Below are 23,801 nucleotides of genomic sequence, written 5' to 3'. Positions count from 1 at the left end.
CTGTGCTGCGGAGGCCTTATGGCGCGTATTGATCTCGACCTGGCCCACGCCTACCGGCCGAATCCGCGCGAAGACAGCGACTACGCGTTGCTCCCGCTCACCATGAGTTTTCGCGATGGCGGCGCTTATGCGTTGCTGGGCCCGTCGGGCTGCGGCAAGACCACCATGCTCAACATCATGTCGGGCTTGCTTGTGCCGTCGCAGGGCACGGTCAAGTTTGACGGCGTAGATGTGACGCACGCCTCGCCGCAGCAGCGCAATATTGCGCAGGTGTTCCAGTTTCCGGTGATCTACGACACCATGACGGTGGCTGAAAACCTGGCGTTTCCGCTGCGCAACCGCAAGGTGCCGGAAGACCAGATCAAAAAACGCGTTGGTGAAATTGCCGAGATGCTGGACATGAGCGGCCAGCTCAACCACCGCGCGGCTGGGCTTGCGGCAGATGCCAAGCAGAAAATCTCGCTGGGCCGCGGCCTTGTGCGGCCCGATGTGTCTGCTGTGCTGTTTGACGAGCCGCTCACGGTGATCGACCCGCACCTGAAATGGCAACTGCGGCGCAAGCTCAAACAGATTCACCATGAATTGAAGCTCACCCTGATTTATGTGACACACGACCAGGTTGAGGCATTGACCTTTGCCGAAGAAGTGGTGGTGATGACGCGCGGCCGTGCTGTGCAGACGGGCTCGGCCGATGCGTTGTTTGAGCGCCCCCGCCATACGTTTGTAGGCCACTTCATCGGATCGCCCGGCATGAACTTCTTGCCGGCCACCGTCGTCGGTGGCGCGCTACGCGTCGCGGAGCGGCCGTTGGCGCTGCCACCCGAGCGCGCCATGCCCGACGGTGAGCTCAAGCTGGGCGTTCGACCTGAATACGTGGTGAAGACAGCGCCCGGCGATCCGGCCGCATTGCCTTTTACTGTCACGCTGGTGCAGGACATCGGCACGCACTGGATGCTGACGGCGCGGATCGGTGAACACACGATCAAGGCCCGGTTGAACCCTGCTTCCCGCGCGCCGCAAGTTGGCGAGGAGGTCTGGCTGCAGGTGATGGGGCCACACACCTGCCTGTACCTCAATGACGAACTGGTGGATGCATGAGCACGACGACTAAGCCCGTTAATCAGAAGGCCTGGCTGCTGGTGCTGCCCGTCATCATCTGCGTGGCGTTCTCCGCCATTCTGCCGCTGATGACCGTGGTTAACTATTCGGTGCAGGACATCATCTCGCCCGAGCGGCGCGTGTTTGTCGGCACTGAGTGGTTTGTATCCGTCATGCGTGACGAAGAACTGCATGCGGCGCTCTGGCGGCAACTGACGTTCTCGCTGGCCGTGCTGGCGGTCGAAATTCCGCTGGGCATCGCACTCGCGCTGTCCATGCCGGCGCAAGGCTGGAAGGCCTCGTTGGTGCTGGTGCTCGTTTCGCTCTCGCTGCTGATTCCGTGGAACGTGGTGGGCACTATCTGGCAGATCTATGGCCGGGCTGACATTGGCCTTTTGGGCGCGATGCTGCAAAAGATGGGCTTTGACTACAGCTACACCGGCAATGCCACGCACGCCTGGGTGACGGTGCTCATGATGGATGTCTGGCATTGGACGCCGTTGGTGGCGCTGCTGGGCTATGCCGGTTTGCGCTCCATTCCCGACGCCTACTACCAGGCCGCGCGCATCGACGGCGCCAGTAAATTTGCGGTGTTCCGTTATATCCAGCTACCCAAAATGCGCGGTGTGCTGATGATTGCCGTGCTGCTGCGCTTCATGGACAGCTTCATGATTTATACCGAGCCTTTTGTATTGACGGGTGGCGGGCCGGGCAATGCCACGACATTCCTTTCGCAATATCTCACGCAAAAAGCCGTCGGCCAGTTTGACCTGGGCCCGGCGGCGGCGTTCTCGCTGATTTACTTTTTGATCATCCTGCTGCTGTGCTTCATCCTCTACAACTGGATGCAGCGCGTGGGCACGCAAGAGAAAGAGGGCGTGGAATGAACTCACCTAACGCACCCAGATTCCAGGCGCGCACGCTGTTCCTGATCGCGTACATCCTGTTTGCGCTGCTGCCCATCTACTGGATGGTCAACATGAGCTTCAAGACGAATGCTGAAATTCTGTCGAGCTTCTCGTTTTTCCCCCAGGACTTCACCTGGAACAACTACAAGACCATCTTCACCGACCCGTCCTGGTATTCGGGCTACATCAACAGCCTGATTTATGTGGCCATCAACACCGTGATTTCGGTCACTGTGGCCCTGCCGGCCGCCTATGCGTTTTCGCGGTACAGCTTTTTGGGCGACAAGCATGTGTTCTTCTGGCTGCTGACCAACCGCATGACACCGCCGGCGGTGTTTTTGCTGCCCTTCTTCCAGCTCTACACCACAGTAGGGCTGATGGACACCCACATCGCGGTGGCCCTGGCGCATCTGCTGTTCAACGTGCCGCTGGCGGTGTGGATCCTGGAGGGGTTCATGAGCGGGATCCCGCGCGAGATTGACGAGACCGCGTACATCGACGGCTATTCATTCCCCCGCTTCTTTGTCCGCATCTTCCTGCCGCTCATCAAGGCCGGTGTCGGTGTGGCGGCGTTCTTTTGCTTCATGTTCAGCTGGGTCGAATTGCTCCTGGCGCGCACACTGACCAGCGTCAATGCCAAGCCCATCGTCGCGACCATGACACGGACGGTGTCGGCATCCGGCATGGACTGGGCCACGCTGGCGGCGGCCGGCGTGCTGACCATCGTACCGGGCGCCATCGTGATCTGGTTTGTGCGCAACTACATCGCAAAAGGCTTCGCAATGGGCAGGGTATGACCCCGCGCGAAGGAACAGGAGAGACCCTATGACTATCACTCGGTATATCAAGCGGCCGCCGCGGATCTGGCTTTGCCAGGCCGCTTGCGGCGCCCCCTTGAGGGGGAGCGCCGAAGGCGTTCGGGGGGGAGCCCATGTTTGACTGGATGGCCTGGACGACGCCAGTGGCAATTTTCTTTACGTGCATCGTGCTGATGCTGGTGGGCATGACGGTGTGGGAATTGAAATCTCCGACAACGATACGGCGCGGCTTTTTGCCGCTGGAAACCACCCGCGGTGACCGGCTTTTTATCGGCCTGCTCAGTGCGGCCTACGTCAACCTCATCTTTGTGGGCATCAGCGGCAAGCTGGCCGGGTGGCTGGGTCTGGAGGGCGACCCGTCGATCTGGATCAGTTTTTTGCTGTCGATGGCCCTGCTCGCACTTGTCATGCGCAAGGGATAGAAATCTTGAAAAGGAACCCGGCTCATATTCCCCGGAGCCGAATAAGCCTTCAACCACGGGGAGTGAACCAATGAGGAGACAAATCATGAAGATGCGTTATACGGCCCTGGCAGTGGCCGCAGTGTGTGCCATGGCCAGCCCGGGGTGGGCCGACGAGGCGGCTGCCAAGAAGTGGATTGACAATGAATTCCAGCCCTCTACCCTGAGCAAGGACAAACAGCAGGCGGAAATGAAATGGTTCATTGACGCGGCCAAGAAACTGCAGGCCAAGGGCGTGAAGGAAATCTCGGTCGTGTCCGAGACCATCACCACCCACGAATACGAATCGAAGACGCTGGCCAAGGCCTTCGAGGAAATCACCGGCATCAAGGTCAAGCACGACCTGATCCAGGAAGGCGATGTTGTCGAGAAGCTGCAGACTTCCATGCAGTCCGGCAAGTCGATATACGACGGCTGGATTTCCGACTCGGACCTGATCGGCACCCACTACCGCTATGGCAAGGTGATGAACCTGACCGACTACATGGCGGGCAAGGGCAAGGAATACACCAACCCGGGCCTGGATCTCAAGGACTTCATCGGCACGAAGTTCACCACCGGCCCGGACGGCAAGCTGTACCAGCTGCCTGACCAGCAGTTTGCCAACCTGTACTGGTTCCGCGCCGACCTGTTCGCGCGCAAGGACCTGCAGGACAAGTTCAAGGCCAAATACGGTTACGAGCTGGGCGTGCCGCTGAACTGGAGCGCCTATGAAGACATCGCCGAGTTCTTCACCAACGACGTGAAGACCATCGACGGCAAGCCGATTTACGGCCACATGGACTACGGCAAGAAGGATCCGTCGCTCGGCTGGCGCTTTACCGACGCGTGGCTGTCCATGGCCGGCACGGCCGACATCGGCACGCCCAACGGCCTGCCGATTGACGAATGGGGTATCCGGGTGGCGGCCGACAAGTGCACGCCGGTGGGAGCCTCGGTAGCGCGCGGTGGCGCGACCAATTCACCGGCTGCTGTTTACGCGTTGACCAAGTACGTCGACTGGATGAAGAAATATGCGCCTAAGGAGGCCACCGGTATGACCTTCGGGGAAGCCGGCCCGGTGCCGGCCCAGGGCCAGATCGCCCAGCAGATTTTCTGGTACACGGCCTTCACCGCCGACATGACCAAGAAAGGCCTGCCCGTGGTGAATGCCGACGGTACGCCGAAGTGGCGTATGGCCCCCGGCCCCAACGGCCCCTACTGGAAACAGGGCATGCAAAACGGCTACCAGGACGTGGGCAGCTGGACTTTCTTTGCCGCGCACGACGAGAACAAGACGGCCGCCGCCTGGCTGTACGCGCAGTTCATCACCGCCAAGACCACGTCGCTGAAAAAGACCATTGTTGGCCTCACGCCGATCCGCGAGTCGGATATCCAGTCCAAGGCCATGACCGACATGGCGCCCAAGCTGGGCGGCCTGGTCGAGTTCTACCGCAGCCCCGCCCGAGTGGCCTGGTCGCCGACTGGTACCAACGTACCCGACTACCCCAAGCTTGCGCAGCTGTGGTGGAAGAACGTGGCCCAGGCAGTGACCGGCGAGAAGACGCCGCAGGCAGCCATGGACACGCTGGCGGGCGAGATGGACGACGTGATGGGCCGCCTGGAGCGCGCCGGCATGGCCAAGTGCCCGCCCAAGCTCAACCCCAAGGGTGATCCCGCCAAATGGCTGAGCGACAAGTCGGCGCCATGGGCCAAGCTGGCCAATGAAAAACCCAAGGGCGAAACCATCAACTACGACAAGTTGCTGCAGGCCTGGAAAGACGGAAAAGTACGCTGATCGGATGGCCGTGCGGTGCGTGAGCGCTGCACGGCTTTTTTTCTGGATTCAGGTTATTGCAACAAGCGCAGGGTAAGCTCGGCGCACTTTTTACCAATGGGTTTGTATGGAAACGGGAAGCAAAGCCCATGACGACTGAATTAGCGCCTGCGCAAACGCGGCGCCAGGATTTAATGGCCCGGCTTGCCGAGCCGTACCACTACGACATCGCGATCATTGGCGGCGGCGCTACCGGCCTGGGGGTCGCACTGGATGCGGCCGCCCGCGGGTTTTCTGTCGTGCTGGTCGAATCGCACGACTTTGCCAAGGGCACATCGTCCCGCGCCACCAAGCTGGTGCATGGCGGTGTGCGCTACCTCGCGCAGGGCAATATCTCGCTGGTGCGTGAGGCCTTGCACGAACGCACCACGCTGCTGGCCAACGCGCCGCATCTGGCGCAGCCCTTGCCCTTTGTCATGCCTTCCTACAAGTTCTGGGAGGCGCCGTTCTACGGTATCGGGCTCAAGATGTATGACGCGCTGGCTGGCAAGGCGGGTCTGGGCGCCACGGAATTCCTGAACCGGCAAGAAACTCTTGCCTGCCTGCCGACAGTGCAGGCTCAAGATCTCAAGGGCGGCGTCAAGTACTGGGATGGCCAGTTTGATGACGCGCGGCTGGCGTTGGCGCTAGCCCGCACGGCGGCGCGGCAGGGTGCGTTGCTGGTGAATTACTGCGCGGCAACGGGCCTGATCCATGAGGGCGGCAAGCTGGTCGGCCTGCATGCACGGGACCAGGAAACGGGCCGCACATTCGAAATCCGCGCCAACTGCGTGGTGAACGCGGCGGGTGTCTGGGTAGACCAGTTGCGGCTGCAGGATGGGCAGGCCATAGGGCGGGACGCCAAACCCATGGTGGCACCCAGCCAGGGTGTTCATATTGTGGTGGATCGCTCGTTTTTGCCTGGCGACCACGCCCTGCTGGTGCCCAAGACGGCCGACGGCCGGGTGCTGTTTGCAGTGCCATGGCTGGGTAAAACCATTCTGGGAACCACGGATACGCCGCGCCACGACCTGGCCCGCGAGCCGCTGCCTTTCCGCGAAGAAGTTGACTTCATCCTGCGCGAATCGGCTCGCTACCTGAGCCGCGCGCCCGGTCCGGCTGACATTAAAAGCATCTGGGTGGGGTTGCGGCCCCTGGTCAAGCCGCCGGATGAGGATGCCGGAAGCACCCAGGCGTTGTCGCGTGAGCACACGGTGCTGGTCAGCAAAAGCGGCCTGGTCACGGTGACCGGCGGCAAGTGGACGACCTATCGGGCGATGGCTGAAGATGTCCTGGCTAAGTGTTTTGGCGCGGCGTTGCTGCCAACACGCGGGGCCGGCGTCACCACAAACTTGAAGTTAGTTGGCGCTCACAATTCGAATCACAAAATTAGCGAGGCACCAGGGTCTCATCTGTATGGCAGCGAGGCGTCCGCCATGGAAAACCTGCCGGGTGCCAGCCGCGAATTAGGCGGTGGGCTGACGGAGGCAATGGTGCGTTTCGCTGCCCGCCATGAATATGCCCGCACCGTTGAAGACGTACTGGCACGGCGTTCCCGTCTGCTGTTTCTCGACGCGGCACTGGCCAGAACCCTGGCGCCGGAAGTGGCCACTCTGCTACAGCAGGAAAACGGCGTGGATCCCCAGCTGGACGAATTCCTGACGCTGTGTGGCCAATACCTCAGCCTGCCAGCCTGAATTGCCGCCAGTTGCCGTCCTGCAAAGGAGGAAGGAGGCGGGCGAAATTGGATGCCCGGGCAGATTTCGCTCTCTTTTTGATAGCTGGTTGCGCGCATCCCTATTGGTCTGAGGCCGGATTTAATGCCGAAAATCCGCCCGTGGCACAAGCGCGAAGCGTGGCCGGTACCCGAGGGCTCCCCGGGCTTCTGGAGGTACCGCCGCTTTATTGTGGGGATATTTTCACAACAAGCGGTTGACAGTGGCTTTTCGTTCAGTCATAATCGTGGGCTTCGCTCTAAAAAGGCGAGGAATTCTGCCTAACGGAAGCATTGCAAGTGGTTTGCAGTGTGGACGACGGGCCCAAGACTGATTGGCTGGTAATCCCAAGGGGTTGCCTTCCGGTGCAAGTTGGGAACACATTTAAATGATTCAAACGCAATCCAAGCTCGATGTTGCTGACAACACGGGTGCCAAGTCCGTGATGTGCATCAAGGTTCTGGGCGGCTCCAAGCGCCGGTACGCCAGCGTTGGTGACGTCATCAAGGTGAGCATCAAAGAAGCCGCTCCGCGTGGCCGCGTCAAAAAAGGCGAGGTTTACAGCGCTGTGGTCGTTCGCACCGCCAAGGGCATTCGCCGTGGCGATGGTTCGCTCGTCAAATTCGACGGCAACGCAGCAGTGTTGCTTAACGCCAAGCTGGAGCCAATCGGCACCCGCATCTTCGGACCAGTGACGCGCGAGCTGCGCACTGAAAAGTTCATGAAGATCGTGTCCCTGGCTCCTGAAGTTCTGTAAGGACTCGCCATGAACAAAATCCGTAAAGGCGACGAGATCATCGTGATCGCTGGTCGCGACAAAGGCAAGCGCGGCAAGATTTCGCTGCGCAAAGATGATAGCTACGTGCTGGTGGATGGGATCAACCTGGTGAAAAAACACACCAAGCCCAACCCCCTCAAGGGCACCACCGGCGGCATCGTCGAAAAAAGCATGCCGATTCACCAGTCGAACGTGGCAATTTTCAATGCCGCTACCGGCAAGGCGGATCGCGTTGGCATCAAGCTCCTGGCAGACGGCAAAAAAGTGCGCGTCTTCAAGTCCAGTGGCGAAGAAATCAAGGTTGCATAACATGGCAAAGACCGCACCTGTACAAGCTGCTTCGCAGGCCCGCCTGCAAGCCCAGTACCGCGAAAAAATCGCCCCCGGCCTGATTGAAAAATTCGGCTATACCTCGCCTATGCAGGTTCCCCGCATCACCAAGATCACGCTCAACATGGGTGTGAGCGAGGCTGTTGCCGACAAGAAGGTCATGGACAACGCCGTCGGCGACATGACCAAGATTGCCGGTCAGAAGCCTGTCGTGACCAAGGCCAAGAAGGCTATCGCCGGCTTCAAGATCCGCGAAGACTTGCCTATCGGCTGCATGGTGACCCTGCGCGGCGTGAAGATGTATGAGTTCCTCGATCGTTTCGTCACTGTGGCCCTGCCGCGTGTGCGTGACTTCCGCGGTATTTCCGGCCGGGCCTTCGATGGCCGCGGAAACTACAACATCGGCGTGAAAGAGCAGATCATTTTCCCTGAGATCGAGTACGACAAGGTTGATGCCTTGCGTGGCCTGAATATCAGCATCACCACAACGGCAAAGACCGATGAAGAGTGCAAGGCACTCCTCACCGCCTTCCGTTTTCCGTTCAAGAACTGAGGCGGGACATGGCAAAACAAGCTTTACTGCAACGTGAACTGAAGCGCGAGAAACTCGCCGCGAAGTTCGCCAAGAAATACGCTGAACTCAAGGCGACGTCCAACGACGCCAAGCGCTCTGACGAAGAGCGTCAGCTGGCTCGCCTCGAGCTGCAAAAACTGCCCCGCAATGCGAACCCGACCCGCCAGCGTAACCGCTGCGCGATCACGGGCCGCCCACGCGGTACTTTCCGCCAGTTCGGCCTGGCTCGCGCCAAGATCCGTGAGTTGGCTTTTGCTGGTGATATCCCTGGTATCACCAAGGCAAGCTGGTAAGCATAGGAGAACCACAAAATGAGCATGAGTGATCCTATCGCCGACATGTTGACCCGCATCCGCAATGCACAGATGGTTGAAAAAGCCGTCGTGCTGGTGCCGTCGTCAAAAGTCAAAGTTGCCATCGCGCAGGTTCTGAAAGATGAGGGCTACATTGATGGCTTCTCCGTCAAGACCGACGAAGGCAAGTCCCAGCTGGAAATCGCCCTGAAGTATTACGCAGGCAAGCCCGTGATTGAGCGCATTGAGCGCGTCAGCCGCCCAGGCCTCCGTGTTTACAAAGGCCATGGCGCCATCCCCCAGGTCATGAATGGCCTTGGTGTGGCAATTGTCACGACCCCGCAAGGCGTCATGACCGATCGTAAAGCCCGCGCTACCGGTATCGGTGGTGAAGTGCTTTGCTACGTGGCCTAACGGCGGCATTGAGGAGAAACTGAAATGTCTCGTGTAGGAAAAATGCCAGTGACCGTGCCTCAGGGTGTGGACGTGGCCATGAAAGCAGACCAGATCAATGTCAAGGGTGCCCTCGGCACCCTGGCGCTGACGCAGAACGCGCTTGTCACCATCAAGAATGATGCGGGCAAGCTGACTTTTGTGCCGGCCAATGATTCGCGTGAAGCCAATGCCATGAGCGGCACGATGCGTCAGCTCGTGAACAACATGGTGACTGGTGTGACCAAGGGCTTCGAAAAGAAGCTCAGCCTGGTCGGCGTGGGCTACAAGGCCCAAGCTCAGGGCGCCAAGCTGAACCTGACCGTGGGGTATTCGCACCCTGTGATCATGGACATGCCTGCTGGCATCACCGTTGCAACGCCGACTCCCACGGAAGTGGTGATCAAGGGTTCCGACCGCCAGCGCGTCGGCCAGATCGCCGCTGAAGTTCGTGCTGTTCGTCCTCCCGAGCCTTACAAGGGCAAGGGCATCCGCTATGTGGATGAGAAGATCACGATCAAAGAAACCAAGAAGAAATAAGGAGCTGCATCATGTTGACCAAAAAAGAGCAGCGCCTTCGTCGTTCACGTCAGACCCGCATTCGCATTGCTACGCAAGGTGTTGCCCGTTTGACCGTGAATCGCACCAATCTGCACATCTATGCCAGCGTTATTTCTGGCGACGGCACCAAGGTCCTGGCTGCTGCTTCCACCGCGGAAGTGGAAGTCCGCAAGGAAATCGGCGCTTCGGGTAAAGGTGGAAACGTTGCTGCTGCGCAAGCCATTGGCAAACGCATTGCCGAAAAGGCAAAAGCAGCAGGTGTTGAAAAAGTGGCGTTTGATCGCGCCGGTTTTGCGTACCACGGCCGCGTCAAAGCGCTGGCTGAGGCGGCTCGCGAAGCTGGTTTGCAGTTCTAAGCAGACTGGAATTAAGTATGGCTAAGTTTCAAGCAAAACAGCAAAACGACGCTCCAGACGATGGTCTGAAGGAAAAAATGATCGCGGTTAACCGCGTGACCAAAGTCGTAAAGGGCGGCCGTATCCTCGGTTTCGCCGCGTTGACCGTCGTGGGTGACGGCGATGGCCGCGTCGGCATGGGCAAAGGCAAGTCGAAAGAAGTGCCGGCAGCCGTGCAAAAAGCGATGGAAGAAGCGCGTCGCAACATGACCAAGGTTTCGTTGAAAAACGGCACCATCCACCACAATGTTTTCGGTCACCACGGTGCAGCCAGCGTCATGATGGCGCCGGCTCCCAAGGGTACCGGCATCATCGCTGGCGGCCCAATGCGCGCCGTTTTCGAAGTCATGGGCATTACCGACATCGTGGCGAAGAGTCATGGTTCGAGCAACCCTTACAACATGGTGCGTGCCACCATGGATGCACTGAACAATTCCACGACCGCTTCTGAAATTGCGGCCAAACGTGGCAAATCGGTCGAAGAGATCTTCGGCTAAGGCGGCATTGAAATGACCAAAGAAACCAAAGTCAAAGTCCAGCTGGTTCGCAGCCCGATTGGCACCAAGGAATCGCATCGCGCCACTGTGCGCGGTCTGGGCCTTCGTGGTGTCAACAGCGTCAGCGAATTGCAGGATACGCCCGCAGTGCGCGGCATGATCAACAAGATCAGCTATCTGGTCAAGATTGTCTGAGCGGAGACTCAAAATGGAATTGAACGGAATCAAGCCTGGCCAAGGTGCCAAACATGCCAAGCGACGCGTCGGTCGTGGCATTGGCTCCGGTCTGGGTAAAACATCTGGACGCGGCCACAAAGGCCAGAAATCACGTGCTGGTGGCTACCACAAGGTCGGCTTCGAAGGCGGTCAAATGCCTATGCAGCGCCGTTTGCCAAAGCGTGGCTTCAAGTCGCATCTGCTCAAGTTCAACGCCGAGGTTACTCTGAGTGCGCTGGAGCAGCTGGGTCTGGCTGAAGTCGATCTGCTGGCACTGAAGACTGCCGGCCTGGTGGGCCAGCTTGCCAAGAACGTCAAGGTCATCAAGTCGGGTGAGCTGTCCAAGGCTGTCAAGCTGAACGGCATCTCCGCCACGGCGGGTGCCAAGGCCATTATTGAAGCCGCCGGCGGCTCTGTCGCTTAAATACCTGACTGGAAAATCAGTGGCAACCAACTCAGCTCAAATTGCGAAAACCGGCAAGTACGGTGATTTGCGTAACCGGCTTGTGTTTTTGCTGCTGGCTCTCGTGGTGTACCGCATTGGCGCGCACATCCCGGTGCCAGGGATTGATCCTGGCCAGCTCAAGGAGTTGTTCAAGGGCCAACAAGGCGGCATATTGAATTTGTTCAATATGTTTTCTGGTGGTGCCCTGTCGCGCTTTACGGTATTCGCCCTGGGCATCATGCCGTACATCTCGGCATCGATCATCATGCAGCTACTGACGTACGTCGTTCCGACGTTCGAGCAGATGAAAAAAGAAGGCGAAAGCGGCAGGCGCAAGATTACGCAGTACACACGTTACGGCACGCTGGCTTTGGCATTGTTCCAGTCCATGGGCATTGCTGTGGCGCTGGAAAGCTCGCCAGGCTTGGTGTTGGCGCCCGGCTTTGGTTTCCGCATGACGGCAGTGTTCAGCCTGACGGCCGGCACGATGTTCCTGATGTGGCTGGGTGAGCAGATTACCGAGCGTGGTTTGGGTAACGGCATTTCGATCCTGATTTTTGCAGGCATTGCGGCAGGTTTGCCGAGCGCAATGGGTGGCTTGCTGGAGCTGGTGCGTACCGGCGCCATGAGCATTCTGGTGGCCATTGTGATCGTCGCGGTGGTTGTGCTGGTGACCTATTTCGTGGTGTTCGTAGAGCGTGGACAGCGCAAGATTCTTGTGAACTATGCGCGGCGCCAGGTGGGTAACAAGGTTTACGGCGGGCAGTCATCGCACTTGCCGTTGAAGTTGAACATGGCGGGTGTGATCCCCCCGATTTTCGCTTCATCGATCATTTTGCTGCCTGCTACCGTCGTGGGCTGGTTTAGCACCGGTGAAAGCATGCGCTGGCTCAAAGACATCGCCAGCACGCTGACGCCGGGCCAGCCAATCTACGTAATGCTGTATGCCAGTGCGATCGTGTTCTTCTGCTTCTTCTATACGGCGCTGGTGTTCAACAGCCGTGAAACGGCGGACAACCTGAAAAAGAGCGGTGCGTTCATTCCGGGTATTCGGCCGGGCGATCAGACGGCGCGCTACATTGACAAAATCCTGGTGCGTTTGACGCTGGCAGGTGCGGTTTACATCACATTCGTGTGCCTGTTGCCGGAGTTTTTGATTTTGAAATACAACGTGCCGTTTTATTTTGGCGGTACGTCGTTGATGATTATTGTCGTGGTGACCATGGATTTCATGGCCCAGGTACAGAACTACATGATGTCGCAACAGTATGAGTCGTTGCTTAAAAAGGCGAACTTCAAGACGTCACTGGGCGGTTAACTGGGTATTTGATGGGATATGTCTAAAGACGATGTGATCCAGATGCAAGGTGAGGTTGTAGAAAACCTTCCCAATGCGACTTTCAGGGTGAAGCTGGAAAATGGACATGTTGTACTGGGGCACATCTCGGGAAAAATGCGTATGCACTACATCCGCATTCTTCCCGGTGACAAGGTAACGGTTGAGTTAACGCCTTACGATTTATCGCGCGCACGAATTGTTTTCCGTGCCAAGTAAGCACAGAGTGAAAGTTTAGGAGTAATAGAAATGAGAGTTTCAGCTTCGGTCAAGAAAATTTGCCGTAACTGCAAAGTTATCCGTCGCAAGGGCGTTGTCCGTGTGATTTGCACGGATCCGCGTCACAAACAGCGTCAAGGCTGATTTCAAGAGTTTTAGAGGACGAACATGGCTCGTATCGCTGGTATCAATATTCCGCCGCAGCAACATGCCGAAATCGGCTTGACTGCTATCTTTGGCATCGGTCGCACGCGCGCTCGCAAAATTTGCGAAGCATGTGACATCGCTTACGCCAAAAAGGTCAAAGATCTGACCGATGGCGACCTGGAAAAAATCCGTGAGCAGATCGCCCTGTTCACCATCGAGGGTGACCTGCGTCGTGAAACCACGATGAACATCAAGCGCCTGATGGACATCGGTTGCTACCGTGGTTTCCGCCACCGTCGCGGCCTGCCCATGCGTGGCCAGCGCACCCGGACCAATGCCCGTACCCGCAAGGGCCCGCGCAAGGCCGCTGCAGCTTTGAAGAAATAATTGAGAGGTCGTCATGGCAAAATCACCAAGCAATAACGCCGCACAACGCGTTCGCAAGAAAGTTCGCAAGAACGTGGCCGATGGTATCGCCCACGTCCACGCTTCTTTCAATAACACGATCATCACTATCACGGATCGCCAGGGCAATGCCTTGTCCTGGGCGTCTTCCGGTGGTCAGGGTTTCAAAGGTTCGCGCAAATCCACCCCTTTCGCAGCGCAGGTCGCTTCCGAAGTGGCTGGTCGCGCCGCCATTGAGCAAGGCATCAAGAATCTTGACGTCGAAATCAAGGGTCCTGGTCCAGGCCGTGAATCATCTGTCCGCGCTTTGGGCGCACTCGGCATCCGGATCAATTCGATTGCCGACGTGACCCCGGTTCCGCATAACGGCTGCCGCCCGCAAAAGCGCCGCCGCATTTAATTCCCCGTGCCTAGGCATCCGGCGGGTTGTTTCAGCCCGTCAGATACCAGGCATTTTTACCAAGCCCACCGCCGCAGGTTACGACCTCCGGCTCCTGCAATTCATTGCAGCAGATGACAAAAGGACACTCAAGTGGCACGTTACCTAGGCCCCAAGGCCAAACTATCCCGCCGTGAAGGCACCGACCTGTTCCTGAAGAGTGCACGCCGCGCCATCAGCGACAAGGCCAAATTCGACTCCAAGCCAGGTCAGCACGGCCGTACCTCTGGTACCCGTACTTCCGACTTCGGCTTGCAATTGCGCGAAAAGCAAAAAGTCAAGCGCATGTATGGTGTGCTCGAAAAGCAGTTTCGCCGTTATTTTGAAGAAGCGGATCGTCGCAAGGGCAACACCGGCGCCAATCTACTGTTCATTCTTGAGTCGCGTCTGGACAACGTTGTGTATCGCATGGGCTTCGGTTCGACCCGTGCTGAAGCGCGTCAGCTGGTTTCGCACAAGGCCATCACGGTCAATGGCGGATCTGTCAACATTCCTTCGTACATGGTCAAGGCCGGCGACATCATTGCCGTGCGTGACAAGTCGAAGAAGCAGACCCGTATCACGGAAGCCCTTGAGCTTGCAAAACAGGTCGGTCTGCCCGCCTGGGTCGATGTGAACGCCGACAAGGGAGAAGGCACCTTCAAGAAGGTACCTGATCGCGACGAGTTTGCCGCCGACGTCAACGAATCGTTGATTGTCGAGTTGTACTCACGCTAATTTTTCGTTCCTGCGATACGGGGCACCGTATCGCCAGGGTGTGCTTCGCCGGCCTTATCGGTGTAACGAACCGAGGGTATTGAGAGGAAGACTGCATGCAGACCAATTTGTTGAAACCAAAAACCATTAATGTTGAGCAGCTCGGCGCCAACCGCGCCAAGGTGACTCTGGAGCCGTTTGAGCGTGGCTACGGCCATACGCTGGGCAACGCGCTGCGCCGCGTACTGTTGTCTTCCATGGTCGGCCACGCCGCCACCGAAGTCACCATCGCGGGCGTCCTGCACGAGTACTCATCCATCGACGGTGTGCAGGAAGACGTCGTCAACATCCTGTTGAACCTCAAGGGTGTGGTGTTCAAGCTCCACAACCGCGACGAAGTCACGCTGAGCCTGCGCAAGGACGGCGAAGGCCCAGTTACTGCCGCCGACATCCAGACTCCGCACGACGTGGAAATCATCAACCCTGAGCACGTGATCGTGAACCTGTCGCACGGTGGCAAGATCGACATGCAGATCAAGGTTGAAAATGGCCGCGGCTATGTGCCGGGCAACCAGCGCCGCTATGGCGATGAGTCGCCAAAATCGATCGGCCGTATTGTGCTGGACGCGTCGTTCTCGCCCGTCAAGCGCGTGAGCTACATCGTTGAAAGCGCCCGCGTTGAGCAGCGCACCGACCTCGACAAGCTCGTGCTGGAAATCGAAACCAACGGCGCGGTGACGGCTGAAGATGCTGTCCGTGCCTCGGCCAAGATCCTGGTGGAGCAGCTGGCCGTGTTCGCACAGCTCGAAGGCAATGAACTGGCCGCGTTTGACGCACCCGTTCAGCGCAGCTCGCAGCAGTTCGATCCGATTCTGCTGCGCCCTGTCGACGAACTCGAACTTACCGTTCGTTCGGCGAACTGCCTCAAAGCGGAAAACATTTACTACATCGGCGATCTGATCCAGCGCACTGAGAATGAGCTGCTGAAGACGCCGAACCTGGGCCGTAAATCGCTCAACGAAATCAAGGAAGTGCTTGCCTCGCGCGGCCTGACTCTTGGTATGCGCCTGGAAAGCTGGCCACCCGCCGGCCTCGACAAGCGTTAATTTGAACCACAAGATCCCGCCGGAAAGGGGATCTCGCACGGGCAGTACCTGATACGGCTGCCTGGATTTTAAAAAAGGAAACACTATGCGCCACGGACACGGATTACGTAAACTCAACCGCACCAGCGAGCACCGCCTCGCCATGTTGCGCAACATGATGAACTCGCTGCTGCAGCACGAAGTCATCAAGACCACCCTGCCCAAGGCCAAGGAATTGCGCCGCGTGGTCGAACCCATGATCACCCTTGGTAAAGAACCTACTCTGGCCAACAAGCGCTTGGCATTTGATCGCCTGCGTGACCGCGATATGGTCGTCAAGCTGTTCGCAGAGATCGGCCCACGCTACAAGGCACGTCCCGGCGGCTACACCCGCATTCTGAAGATGGGCTTCCGCGTTGGTGACAATGCGCCCATGGCACTGGTTGAACTGGTGGATCGTCCTGAAGTGTCAGAAGACACTACAGCTGACACGGCCAAGGCAGAGTAAGCTACAATACATACATACCGCGCGGTGGAGCAGCCTGGTAGCTCGTTGGGCTCATAACCCAAAGGTCGTAAGTTCAAATCTTGCCCGCGCAACCAACAAGTTAGCCTCTCGAGGCCAACAGCAAAACGCCTGCATCAAGCAGGCGTTTTGCTTTCCGGCTTACATCGGCGTTCAGCGATTCTGCTGCCAGTGACGTCGCCGGCAGTCATTGCTTGCAGCAGGCCTGTATAGCTGTTGCTCAGTCCGGCACAACCGCCGTCACTTCAATTTCCACCTGGGCGCGGTCTTCAACCAGGCCCGCAACCTCGACACATGTCATGGCCGGAAAATTCTTTCCCATGACTTCGCGGTAGACAGCACCCAGTTCCTTGAGCCTGGCCACGTACTCGACACGATCCAACACATACCAGGTCATGCGGACCATATGCTCGGGTCCGGCGCCACCGGCCTTCAGCACGGCCGCAATGTTCAGCAGCGCCTGGCGCGTCTGCGCGATGAAATCGTCGCTCTCGAACTGTTGCTGTGCATTCCAGCCAATCTGGCCGCCCACAAAAAGCAAGGCGCCGCGTGCAAGGATGCCGTTGGCATAACCTTTGGGCTCGGCCCAGCCGGGCGGTTGTAGTTTCTTGATCATGAGCTTCCTGAGGATGTTTTCAAATAAGGTAACAGGGCGCTGCGCATTCGTTCGGGAAGCGGCAGGGGTTTGCCATTGGGGAGCTCTGAATAGACCACCACGCCATGCGCTTTCAGCTTGATGACTTCGGCGCCGTCTGGCGAGGCTGGGCTGCCATGAATCTCGTATTGCATACCCATGCTCGCGTTACCCAGGCGAGTCAGTTCCAGCGTGATTGTCAGCGGGTCGCCATGACGGCACATACCGAGAAATTCGACCTTCAGATCCACAATCGGCACGCCTGTGCCACCGGCAATCAGAACATGTTCGGGAAAGCCGATGTGCGCCAGGAAATCCTCTTGCACCTCATGCAACAGATAGAGAAACTGCGGGTAAAAAACGATGCCGGCCGGATCGCAATGGTGAAACCTGACGAGCTTTTGCGCGGTGAATTTCATGATTCGCGCAGCTTGAAGCGTTGCAGCTTGCCGGTTTCGGTGCGCGGCAGTTTGGTCACGAATTCGATCTGACGGGGATATTTGAAAGGCGCAAGCGCCGCCTTGACGTGGTCTTGCAGGGCCTTTGCCATGGCGTCATTTGCTGCCTGGTCAGGCTTGAGCACAACAAAGGCCTTGACGACCATCCCCCGGTCGTCGTCGGGCAAGCCCACAACACCGCATTCAGCCACGGCAGGGTGCTTGAGCAGGGCATCTTCCACCTCAGGGCCCGCCACGTTGTAGCCCGCGGTAATGATCATGTCGTCGGCGCGCGCCTGGTAGAAGAAATAACCGTCGGCGTCCTGCATGAAGGCGTCGCCCGGGTAGTTCCAGCCGTCCTTCACATAGTTGCCCTGGCGCGCATCATCGAGGTAGCGGCAGCCGGTCGGGCCCACCACAGCCAGCTTGCCTATGGTGCCGCGCGGCACTTCCGCGCCGGTGTCGTCCACCACCCTGGCGGTGTAGCCTGGCACCACCTTGCCGATGGCGCCGCGGCGCACGTCGGCGCCGGCTGCGGAGATAAAGATGTGGAACATCTCGGTCGCGCCTATACCGTCGATCATCTCAATGCCGGTAGCGTCCTTCCATAGCTGCCGCGTGGCGTCAGGCAGGCTCTCGCCGGCACTCACGCACATCCGCAAGCCGGGCACGCCGTGCTGTTTGGCGAACGCAGCCATCTGCCGGTAAAACGTCGGTGCCGTGTAGCAGACCGTTGCGCCGACCTGGTTGATCAGCTTGACCATCGCTTCTGGCGTATAGGCAATGGAGGGGTAGTAAACAGAGGCACCGGCCCACATCGGGAAAATCAGCATGCCGCCCAGGCCAAAGGTAAAAGCCAGCGGTGGCGAGCCGATGACGATGTCGTCCGGCTTGGCCTTGAGCACATGGCGCGGCCACGCCTCGCAGGCGGCCAGCACGTCGCGATGCGTGTGCACCGCGGCCTTGGGCTTGCCTGTAGTGCCGGAAGTGAAGGCCATCAAGGCGATGTCGTCGGCGGCCACCGGGCAGGGCGTAAATTTGCCGTCCTTCTGCGCCGACAGCACCGCCAGCGAGCCCGGCGCGTCCATCAGGTTGAAGGGCACGACGGTGGGCAAGGTATCGCTTTGCGCCTTTGCCGCCTGCAGCTCATCCAGCAGCGTTGCATCGCACAATGCCAGCGCGGGCCGGGCCTTTTCAATGATCTCGCTGAGTTCCTTGGCGCGCAGCAGCGGCATGGTCGCCACCGCCACCAGCCCGGCCTGCACCACGCCCAGCCAGGCCAGCGCCATGCCGATCGAGTTGCCGCCGCGCAGCAACACCCGGTTGCCGGGTTGCAGGCCGAAGTCGTCGATCAGCACCTGTGCGATGCGGTTCACGCGCTCCAGCGCGTCGACATAGGTCAGGGTGATCTTGTCCGAGCGCAGCATCGGTTTGTCCGCGCGTCCCTCGCGAAAGGCCTTGTCAAACAAGGCCTGCACCAGATTGGCCTGCGCCGGTATGCGCAGCTCGGGCAGCGCGTACACCATGCGGGGCAGTTGCCCGGGCTGCGGCAGGCGGTCATGCACAAAGCGGTCTGCCTGCGCGGAGGGCGCCGCGGACACTTTTTCTACTGGGTCGGAGACAGAGGTGCTCATGATTGCAGTACGGCCTTTCCAATGATGAGTTGCTGCACTTCGGTCGCGCCTTCGTAAATGCGCAGCGAGCGGATATCGCGGTACAGGCTTTCCACCTTGGTGCCCACTTTCACGCCCAGGCCGCCGTGCATCTGCAGCGCCATGTCGATGACCTTTTGCGCGTTCTCGGTGGCCGTCATCTTGGCCATGGCCGCTTCGGCGGTGATACGCGCACCGCTGCCCAGGCGTTCGCTTTCGTCGCGCATCCAGGCGGCGCGGTAGGTCAGCAGCGCAGCGGCGTCCACCAGTGCCGCCATCTCGCCAAGCTTGGCCTGCGTGAGCTGGAAGTCGGCCAGGGTCTGGCCGAACATCTTGCGTTCCTTCGAGAAATGCACTGCCTCGGCCAAGGCACGGCGCGCCATGCCCAGCGCGGCAGCGGCCACAGAGGCTCGGAAGATGTCCAGCGTCTGCATCGCCAGCTTGAACCCGCCGTGCAGCGCGCCCAGCTGCGCATCCCGCGGCAGCTTGCAATGCGCGAACTTCAGCGTGGCCAGCGGGTGCGGCGCCATCACAGCGATGTGCTCGCTGCTGTCCAGGCCTTTGTTCGCCGCATCGACGATGAAGGCCGTAATGCCGCGCGTGCCGCCCTGCGGGTCCGTCTTGGCGAAGGTCACGTAGAAATCCGCGATCCCGCCGTTGCTGATCCATGTCTTGCTGCCGTTCAAGGCCCAGCCGTCACCCGTGCCTGTGGCGGAGGTCACCATGGCGCCGGCGTCCGAGCCGGCGTCGGGCTCGCTCAAGGCGAAGGCCGCGATCTTCTTGCCGCTGGCCACCGGCGGCAGGTAGGCAGCCTGCTGCGCCGGTGTGCCCGCCAGTGTGATGGCGCCGCTGCCCAGTCCCTGCATCGCAAACGCGAAATCGGCCAGTGGCGAATGAAAGGCCAGCGTCTCGCGCAGGATGACAAGCGCGCGGGAGTCCAGCTTTTCCAGTGCGCCGCCCAGGGTGCCGTCCTTACCCGCCGGTACGCAATAGCGCAGCCAGCCGTTGGCACCCAGCAGGCTCACCCACTCCTTGCAGGCCCGGCGGTCATCGCTTTCGTCGATGTGCTGCTGCGGCACCCAGTCGGCCAGGCGCTGCGCCAGGTCGCGGTGAACCTCGTCAAAAAAAGGCAGCGCCAGGTGGGCGGTGGTCGATCTCATGCGTGATCCTTGTCGTCCTGCCGCGCTCAGTCGCCGCGGAACACTGGTTTCTGTTTGGCTGAAAAGGCCTCGTACGCCCGTGTGAAGTCTTGCGTCTGCATGCAGATGGCCTGGGCCTGCGCTTCGGCTTCTATGGCCTGGTCCAGCGTCATGGCCCATTCCTGGTGCAGCATGGTTTTGGTCATGCCGTGCGCAAAGGTCGGGCCGTCGGCCAGCTCTTGCGCCAGCTTTTGCGCCTGCGCCAGCACATCTTGCGGCTCGTGCAGCGCGTTGAAGAAGCCCCACTGCAAGCCTTCCTGCGCGCTCATGGATCTGCCGGTAAACAGCAGTTCCGATGCCCGCCCCTGTCCGATCAGGCGCGGCAGCAACGCGCAGGCGCCCATGTCGGCACCGGCCAGGCCGACGCGCGTGAAGAGGAACGCCGTCTTCGCCTGGGCCGTGCCCAGCCGCATGTCGGCGGCCAGCGCCATCATGGCACCGGCGCCGGCGCAAATGCCGTCAATCGCCGCGATGATAGGCTGCGGGCACAGGCGCATGGCCTTGATCAGGTCGCCCGTCATCCGCGTGAACTCCAGCAGTTCGGGCATGGTCATTTTTGTCAGTGGACCGATGATCTCGTGCACATCGCCGCCCGAACAGAAGTTGCCGCCGGCGCCGGTGATGACCACGGCCTTCACGTCAGTCGCGCTGTTCAGCGTGCGAAACAGGTCGCGCAGCTCTGCGTAGGAGTCAAACGTCAGCGGGTTCTTGCGCTCGGGGCGATTGAGGGTCAGCGTTGCCACGCCTGCGTCGAACGAATAGGCGAAGTGTTCGGCCTGGTGATGGGCCAGCGCATCGAACTGCGCGTGCATGGGGTTACCCAGCTTGATGTAGTGCTTCATGTCGTTTCCAGTTTGCTGTCAGCCAGCAGGGCGTTGTGGTGTTGCTTGACCTTGCCCAGCAGTTTGTGCAGGGACTCCACCTCGCGCGGTGACAAAGCCTCAAAGGCCGCGACGATCCAGGCTTCATGCTCGTTTGCCATTTCGTCGAACAGCTTTCGTCCTCGGGGGGTCAGGCGCACGCGGTAGGCCCGGCGGTCGCCCTCCACGTCCACACGCTCCACCAGTCCTTCGTTCACCAGCTGGTCGGTAATGCCCGTCACGTTGCCGCCGGTCACCATCATGCGGCGCGACAGCTCGTTCATCTTCAGCCCTTCCGGGCTGCGCTCAAGTTGCGCCATCAGGTCAAAGCGCGGCAAGGTGGTGTCGAACTGCTCGCGCAATTGGGTACGCACCTGCTTCTCGACCAGCTGCGTGCAGGTCAGCATGCGCAGCCAGAGCCGCAAGGCCTCGGGGTGTTCGCTGTGCCCTCTTGCTTCCATGTCCATGGCTTGTCTCCTTGATGGTGTAATTCGTTGGCGCTATCTATTTGATAGCTGCTTGCGCCCGTTCTTCCTGGGCTACAAGCTCTTTTTTCTTTGAGAGTTCACGGTAGAGCTGGTCGCGCCCGCTCAGGTAGGGCAGAGGCCAGTCCACATGCCGGCTTTGCAGCCTGGCGGCCTCGTGCAGCGTCCAGGCGGGGTCAGCCAGGTGCGGCCGGGCAATGGCGCACAGGTCGGCACGGCCGGCGGCGATGATGCTGTTGACATGGTCGACTTCCGAGATCGCGCCCACGGCGATGGTCTTTATGCCCACCTCGTTGCGGATGCGGTCGGCAAACGGCGTCTGGTACATGCGGCCGTAAACCGGCCTGGCCGCGCGCGTGGTCTGGCCCGACGAGACGTCGATGAAGTCGCACCCTGCTGACTTGAACATCCGGGCGATGGCCACAGCGTCATCCGCCGTGTTACCGCCCGGCGCCCAGTCGTGCGCCGAAATGCGCACGCTCATCGGCAGATGCGCCGGCCACACTTCACGCATGGCGGCAAACACTTCCAGCGGAAAGCGGCAGCGGTTTTCCAGGCTGCCGCCGTAGTCGTCCGTGCGCTGGTTGGTCAGCGGCGTGATAAAGCTCGACAGCAGGTAGCCGTGCGCGCAATGCAGTTCCAGCCAGTCAAAGCCCGCTTCGGCTGCGTAATGCGTGGACTGCACGAACTCCGCCTTGACGCGGTCCATGTCGGCGCGCGTCATGGCTTTCGGCACCTGGTTGGTGGGGCCGTAAGCCACGGCGCTGGCCGCCAGCAGCGGCCAGTTGCCGGTGGCGAGCGGCTCATCGGGTTGCTCCCAGCCGACTTGTGTCGAGCCCTTGGGGCCGCTGTGGCCGAGCTGCATGCCAATCCTGGCGCCAGCGCCCGAGGCGTGCACAAAATCCACGATGCGTTTGAACGCCTTGGCTTGCGTCTCGTTCCAGAGGCCCGGGCAGCCGGGGGTGATGCGGCCCTCTGCGCATGGCGCGGTCATTTCCACAAACACCAGTGCAGCGCCGCCCAGCGCGCGTGCGCCAAGGTGCACCAGATGGAAGTCCTGCGGCACGCCGTCTACCGCGCTGTAGGTAGCCATGGGAGAAACGACGATGCGGTTCTTCAGATTCAGTTCGCGGGTCTTCAAAGGCAGCAGCATGGGCGGCGGCGCATGCGGTGCGCTGCTTTTAGCCAACCATTGCTCATAGCCCTGCAGCCAGGCGGCATCGCGCACACGCAGGTTCTCGTGGCTGATGCGCTGCGAGCGTGTGAGCAGCGAATAAAAGAACTGCTCGGCTTCCATGCCGCTGTAGCGGTCCACATTCTCGAACCACTCGGTCGAGTTGCGCGCCGCGTTTTGTATCTTCAGCACCTCGACCGAGCGCAGCGCTTCATAAGCCTGCAGCGCCGCGGTGGCATCACCGTGCTGGGCAAAGCAGTTGGTCAGCTCAATCGCGTCTTCCAGTGCCAGCTTGGTCCCGCTGCCAATCGAGAAATGCGCCGTGTGCGCCGCATCGCCCATCAACACAATCGGCACCTGCTTGCCATTGATGGCGACCTCATGTACCCATCGCTCGCATACCACACGCGGGAAACGTATCCAGATGGCCGAGCCGCGCACGTGCGTCGCGTTGTTCATCAGCGGGTTGCCGTCCAGGTATTTAGCAAACAGACGTTCACAAAATGCGATGCCGTCTTCCTGGCTCATCTGGTCCAGGCCGTGCGCCTTCCACACGGCCTCGGGTGTCTCGACGATAAAGGTCGAAGTGTTCTCGTCAAACTTGTAGGCATGCGCGGCGAACCAGCCATGCTCAGTCTGCTCGAAGGCAAAGGTGAAGGCGTCGAACGTCTTGTGCGTGCCCAGCCAGACAAAACGGCAGGCGCGCAGCTCGACGTCGGGCTTGAAGGTCTCCGCATACCGGTTGCGGATGCGGCTGTTCAGACCGTCGCTGGCGATCACCACGTCGGCGTTGTATTGCGCAGCGATAGCCTGGTCGTCCTGCACGTCGGTTTCGAACACCAGGTCCACGCCTAGCGCGATGCAGCGCTCCTGCAGGATGTTGAGCAGACGCTTGCGGCCGATGCCGCAAAAACCGTGGCCGCCGGAGCGCACCGAGCGCCCCTTGAAAAACACCTCCACGTCATCCCAGTGGTTGAAAGCGTCGCCGATCAGTTGCGCGCTGACCGGGTCGGCCACGCGCAGGTTGCCCAGCGTCTGGTCCGACAGCACCACGCCCCAGCCGAAGGTGTCAAAAGGCCGGTTGCGCTCGACCACCGTCACCTGATGCGCCGGGTTTTGCAGCTTCATCAGCAGGGCGAAATACAAGCCTGCGGGACCACCGCCCAGGCAAAGAATGTGCATGAATGCGTA

The 23,801-nt window shown here is 59.8% G+C and carries 31 protein-coding genes and 1 tRNA gene; 25 read left to right on the top strand and 7 right to left on the bottom strand.

Going from position 1 to position 23,801, the window contains the following annotated elements:
• Positions 1–18: 18 nt before the first annotated feature.
• From ACXJKE_RS15100 to ACXJKE_RS14980, 25 genes are all read left to right on the top strand, one after another.
• On the top strand, positions 19–1,098 hold the full coding sequence (locus tag ACXJKE_RS15100; protein ID WP_457281402.1) for an ABC transporter ATP-binding protein: 1,080 nt from the start codon (positions 19–21) through the stop codon (positions 1,096–1,098).
• A complete protein-coding gene (locus ACXJKE_RS15095; RefSeq protein ID WP_457281401.1) occupies positions 1,095–1,985 on the top strand; it encodes a carbohydrate ABC transporter permease in 891 nt (296 codons plus the stop codon). The genes ACXJKE_RS15100 and ACXJKE_RS15095 overlap by 4 nt, the downstream gene beginning before the upstream one ends.
• On the top strand, positions 1,982–2,803 hold the full coding sequence (locus ACXJKE_RS15090) for a carbohydrate ABC transporter permease (protein WP_457281400.1): 822 nt from the start codon (positions 1,982–1,984) through the stop codon (positions 2,801–2,803). Before ACXJKE_RS15095 ends, ACXJKE_RS15090 begins: the two co-directional genes overlap by 4 nt.
• 134 nt (positions 2,804–2,937) lie before the next feature.
• Positions 2,938–3,246 carry a DUF2160 domain-containing protein gene (locus ACXJKE_RS15085; protein ID WP_457281399.1) on the top strand — a complete coding sequence of 103 codons (309 nt, stop codon included), beginning with the start codon at positions 2,938–2,940 and terminating at the stop codon, positions 3,244–3,246.
• 85 nt (positions 3,247–3,331) lie between these two features.
• A complete protein-coding gene (locus tag ACXJKE_RS15080) occupies positions 3,332–5,062 on the top strand; it encodes an ABC transporter substrate-binding protein (protein ID WP_457281398.1) in 1,731 nt (576 codons plus the stop codon).
• Positions 5,063–5,190: 128 nt separating this feature from the next.
• Positions 5,191–6,777 (top strand): FAD-dependent oxidoreductase, encoded by a 1,587-nt coding sequence (locus tag ACXJKE_RS15075; protein ID WP_457281397.1) that lies wholly within the window; start codon positions 5,191–5,193, stop codon positions 6,775–6,777.
• A gap of 406 nt (positions 6,778–7,183) precedes the next feature.
• The gene (gene rplN, locus ACXJKE_RS15070) at positions 7,184–7,552 is read left to right on the top strand and encodes a 50S ribosomal protein L14 (RefSeq protein ID WP_007869247.1); all 369 of its coding nucleotides are present in this window, start codon (positions 7,184–7,186) and stop codon (positions 7,550–7,552) included.
• Positions 7,553–7,561: 9 nt separating this feature from the next.
• On the top strand, positions 7,562–7,882 hold the full coding sequence (gene rplX / locus ACXJKE_RS15065) for a 50S ribosomal protein L24 (RefSeq protein WP_348045257.1): 321 nt from the start codon (positions 7,562–7,564) through the stop codon (positions 7,880–7,882).
• Between the two features lies 1 nt (position 7,883).
• Positions 7,884–8,456, top strand: a complete 573-nt coding sequence (gene rplE / locus ACXJKE_RS15060; RefSeq protein ID WP_092130238.1) for a 50S ribosomal protein L5 — start codon at positions 7,884–7,886, stop codon at positions 8,454–8,456.
• Positions 8,457–8,464: 8 nt separating this feature from the next.
• Positions 8,465–8,770 (top strand): 30S ribosomal protein S14, encoded by a 306-nt coding sequence (gene rpsN, locus ACXJKE_RS15055; RefSeq protein ID WP_188709725.1) that lies wholly within the window; start codon positions 8,465–8,467, stop codon positions 8,768–8,770.
• Positions 8,771–8,788: 18 nt separating this feature from the next.
• The gene (gene rpsH, locus ACXJKE_RS15050; RefSeq protein WP_371436766.1) at positions 8,789–9,184 is read left to right on the top strand and encodes a 30S ribosomal protein S8; all 396 of its coding nucleotides are present in this window, start codon (positions 8,789–8,791) and stop codon (positions 9,182–9,184) included.
• A 24-nt stretch (positions 9,185–9,208) separates the two neighbouring features.
• Positions 9,209–9,742 carry a 50S ribosomal protein L6 gene (gene rplF, locus ACXJKE_RS15045; protein ID WP_457281396.1) on the top strand — a complete coding sequence of 178 codons (534 nt, stop codon included), beginning with the start codon at positions 9,209–9,211 and terminating at the stop codon, positions 9,740–9,742.
• Between the two features lie 11 nt (positions 9,743–9,753).
• On the top strand, positions 9,754–10,119 hold the full coding sequence (gene rplR / locus ACXJKE_RS15040; RefSeq protein WP_457281395.1) for a 50S ribosomal protein L18: 366 nt from the start codon (positions 9,754–9,756) through the stop codon (positions 10,117–10,119).
• A gap of 17 nt (positions 10,120–10,136) precedes the next feature.
• The gene (gene rpsE, locus ACXJKE_RS15035; RefSeq protein WP_457281394.1) at positions 10,137–10,655 is read left to right on the top strand and encodes a 30S ribosomal protein S5; all 519 of its coding nucleotides are present in this window, start codon (positions 10,137–10,139) and stop codon (positions 10,653–10,655) included.
• Positions 10,656–10,667: 12 nt separating this feature from the next.
• Positions 10,668–10,850, top strand: a complete 183-nt coding sequence (rpmD, locus tag ACXJKE_RS15030; RefSeq protein ID WP_122954340.1) for a 50S ribosomal protein L30 — start codon at positions 10,668–10,670, stop codon at positions 10,848–10,850.
• Between the two features lie 13 nt (positions 10,851–10,863).
• Entirely contained in the window at positions 10,864–11,295 is a 432-nt protein-coding gene (gene rplO / locus ACXJKE_RS15025; RefSeq protein WP_122954339.1) for a 50S ribosomal protein L15, read from the top strand.
• 19 nt (positions 11,296–11,314) lie between these two features.
• Positions 11,315–12,634: a preprotein translocase subunit SecY gene (secY, locus tag ACXJKE_RS15020; RefSeq protein ID WP_457281393.1), complete on the top strand. Its 1,320-nt coding sequence runs from the start codon at positions 11,315–11,317 to the stop codon at positions 12,632–12,634.
• 18 nt (positions 12,635–12,652) lie between these two features.
• Positions 12,653–12,871: a translation initiation factor IF-1 gene (gene infA / locus ACXJKE_RS15015; protein ID WP_007869286.1), complete on the top strand. Its 219-nt coding sequence runs from the start codon at positions 12,653–12,655 to the stop codon at positions 12,869–12,871.
• Between the two features lie 30 nt (positions 12,872–12,901).
• Positions 12,902–13,015, top strand: coding sequence for a 50S ribosomal protein L36 (gene rpmJ / locus ACXJKE_RS15010; RefSeq protein ID WP_028820150.1), 114 nt, complete (start codon positions 12,902–12,904; stop codon positions 13,013–13,015).
• A 24-nt stretch (positions 13,016–13,039) separates the two neighbouring features.
• Positions 13,040–13,405 carry a 30S ribosomal protein S13 gene (gene rpsM / locus ACXJKE_RS15005; protein WP_074579313.1) on the top strand — a complete coding sequence of 122 codons (366 nt, stop codon included), beginning with the start codon at positions 13,040–13,042 and terminating at the stop codon, positions 13,403–13,405.
• A 13-nt stretch (positions 13,406–13,418) separates the two neighbouring features.
• Positions 13,419–13,823, top strand: a complete 405-nt coding sequence (rpsK, locus tag ACXJKE_RS15000) for a 30S ribosomal protein S11 (RefSeq protein WP_007869288.1) — start codon at positions 13,419–13,421, stop codon at positions 13,821–13,823.
• A gap of 132 nt (positions 13,824–13,955) precedes the next feature.
• Positions 13,956–14,579: a 30S ribosomal protein S4 gene (rpsD, locus tag ACXJKE_RS14995; protein ID WP_457281392.1), complete on the top strand. Its 624-nt coding sequence runs from the start codon at positions 13,956–13,958 to the stop codon at positions 14,577–14,579.
• Positions 14,580–14,674: 95 nt separating this feature from the next.
• Positions 14,675–15,664: a DNA-directed RNA polymerase subunit alpha gene (locus ACXJKE_RS14990; protein WP_122954336.1), complete on the top strand. Its 990-nt coding sequence runs from the start codon at positions 14,675–14,677 to the stop codon at positions 15,662–15,664.
• An 85-nt stretch (positions 15,665–15,749) separates the two neighbouring features.
• Entirely contained in the window at positions 15,750–16,151 is a 402-nt protein-coding gene (gene rplQ / locus ACXJKE_RS14985; protein ID WP_122954335.1) for a 50S ribosomal protein L17, read from the top strand.
• Positions 16,152–16,169: 18 nt separating this feature from the next.
• Positions 16,170–16,246: transfer RNA gene (locus tag ACXJKE_RS14980), tRNA-Met, on the top strand.
• Between the two features lie 143 nt (positions 16,247–16,389).
• Here the strand turns inward: ACXJKE_RS14980 and ACXJKE_RS14975 are convergent.
• The 7 genes from ACXJKE_RS14975 to ACXJKE_RS14945 are packed head-to-tail and all read right to left on the bottom strand — an operon-like array spanning position 16,390 to position 23,792.
• Positions 16,390–16,785, bottom strand: a complete 396-nt coding sequence (locus ACXJKE_RS14975; RefSeq protein WP_457281391.1) for a RidA family protein — start codon at positions 16,783–16,785, stop codon at positions 16,390–16,392.
• Positions 16,782–17,222 (bottom strand): acyl-CoA thioesterase, encoded by a 441-nt coding sequence (locus tag ACXJKE_RS14970; RefSeq protein ID WP_457281390.1) that lies wholly within the window; start codon positions 17,220–17,222, stop codon positions 16,782–16,784. The genes ACXJKE_RS14975 and ACXJKE_RS14970 overlap by 4 nt, the downstream gene beginning before the upstream one ends.
• Positions 17,219–18,874, bottom strand: a complete 1,656-nt coding sequence (locus tag ACXJKE_RS14965) for a benzoate-CoA ligase family protein (RefSeq protein WP_457281389.1) — start codon at positions 18,872–18,874, stop codon at positions 17,219–17,221. Before ACXJKE_RS14965 ends, ACXJKE_RS14970 begins: the two co-directional genes overlap by 4 nt.
• Complete coding sequence (locus ACXJKE_RS14960; RefSeq protein ID WP_457281388.1) at positions 18,871–20,052, bottom strand: acyl-CoA dehydrogenase family protein; 1,182 nt, start codon at positions 20,050–20,052, stop codon at positions 18,871–18,873. The genes ACXJKE_RS14965 and ACXJKE_RS14960 overlap by 4 nt, the downstream gene beginning before the upstream one ends.
• A gap of 26 nt (positions 20,053–20,078) precedes the next feature.
• The gene (locus ACXJKE_RS14955; protein WP_457281387.1) at positions 20,079–20,933 is read right to left on the bottom strand and encodes an enoyl-CoA hydratase family protein; all 855 of its coding nucleotides are present in this window, start codon (positions 20,931–20,933) and stop codon (positions 20,079–20,081) included.
• Entirely contained in the window at positions 20,930–21,418 is a 489-nt protein-coding gene (locus tag ACXJKE_RS14950) for a MarR family winged helix-turn-helix transcriptional regulator (RefSeq protein ID WP_457281386.1), read from the bottom strand. The genes ACXJKE_RS14955 and ACXJKE_RS14950 overlap by 4 nt, the downstream gene beginning before the upstream one ends.
• 37 nt (positions 21,419–21,455) lie before the next feature.
• A complete protein-coding gene (locus ACXJKE_RS14945; protein WP_457281385.1) occupies positions 21,456–23,792 on the bottom strand; it encodes a bifunctional salicylyl-CoA 5-hydroxylase/oxidoreductase in 2,337 nt (778 codons plus the stop codon).
• Positions 23,793–23,801: the final 9 nt, after the last annotated feature.

The organism is Polaromonas sp. P5_D5 (assembly GCF_054049435.1).
The sequence above is the reverse complement of the archived record's forward strand: the minus strand, read 5'-3'. Positions and strand labels throughout refer to the sequence as shown.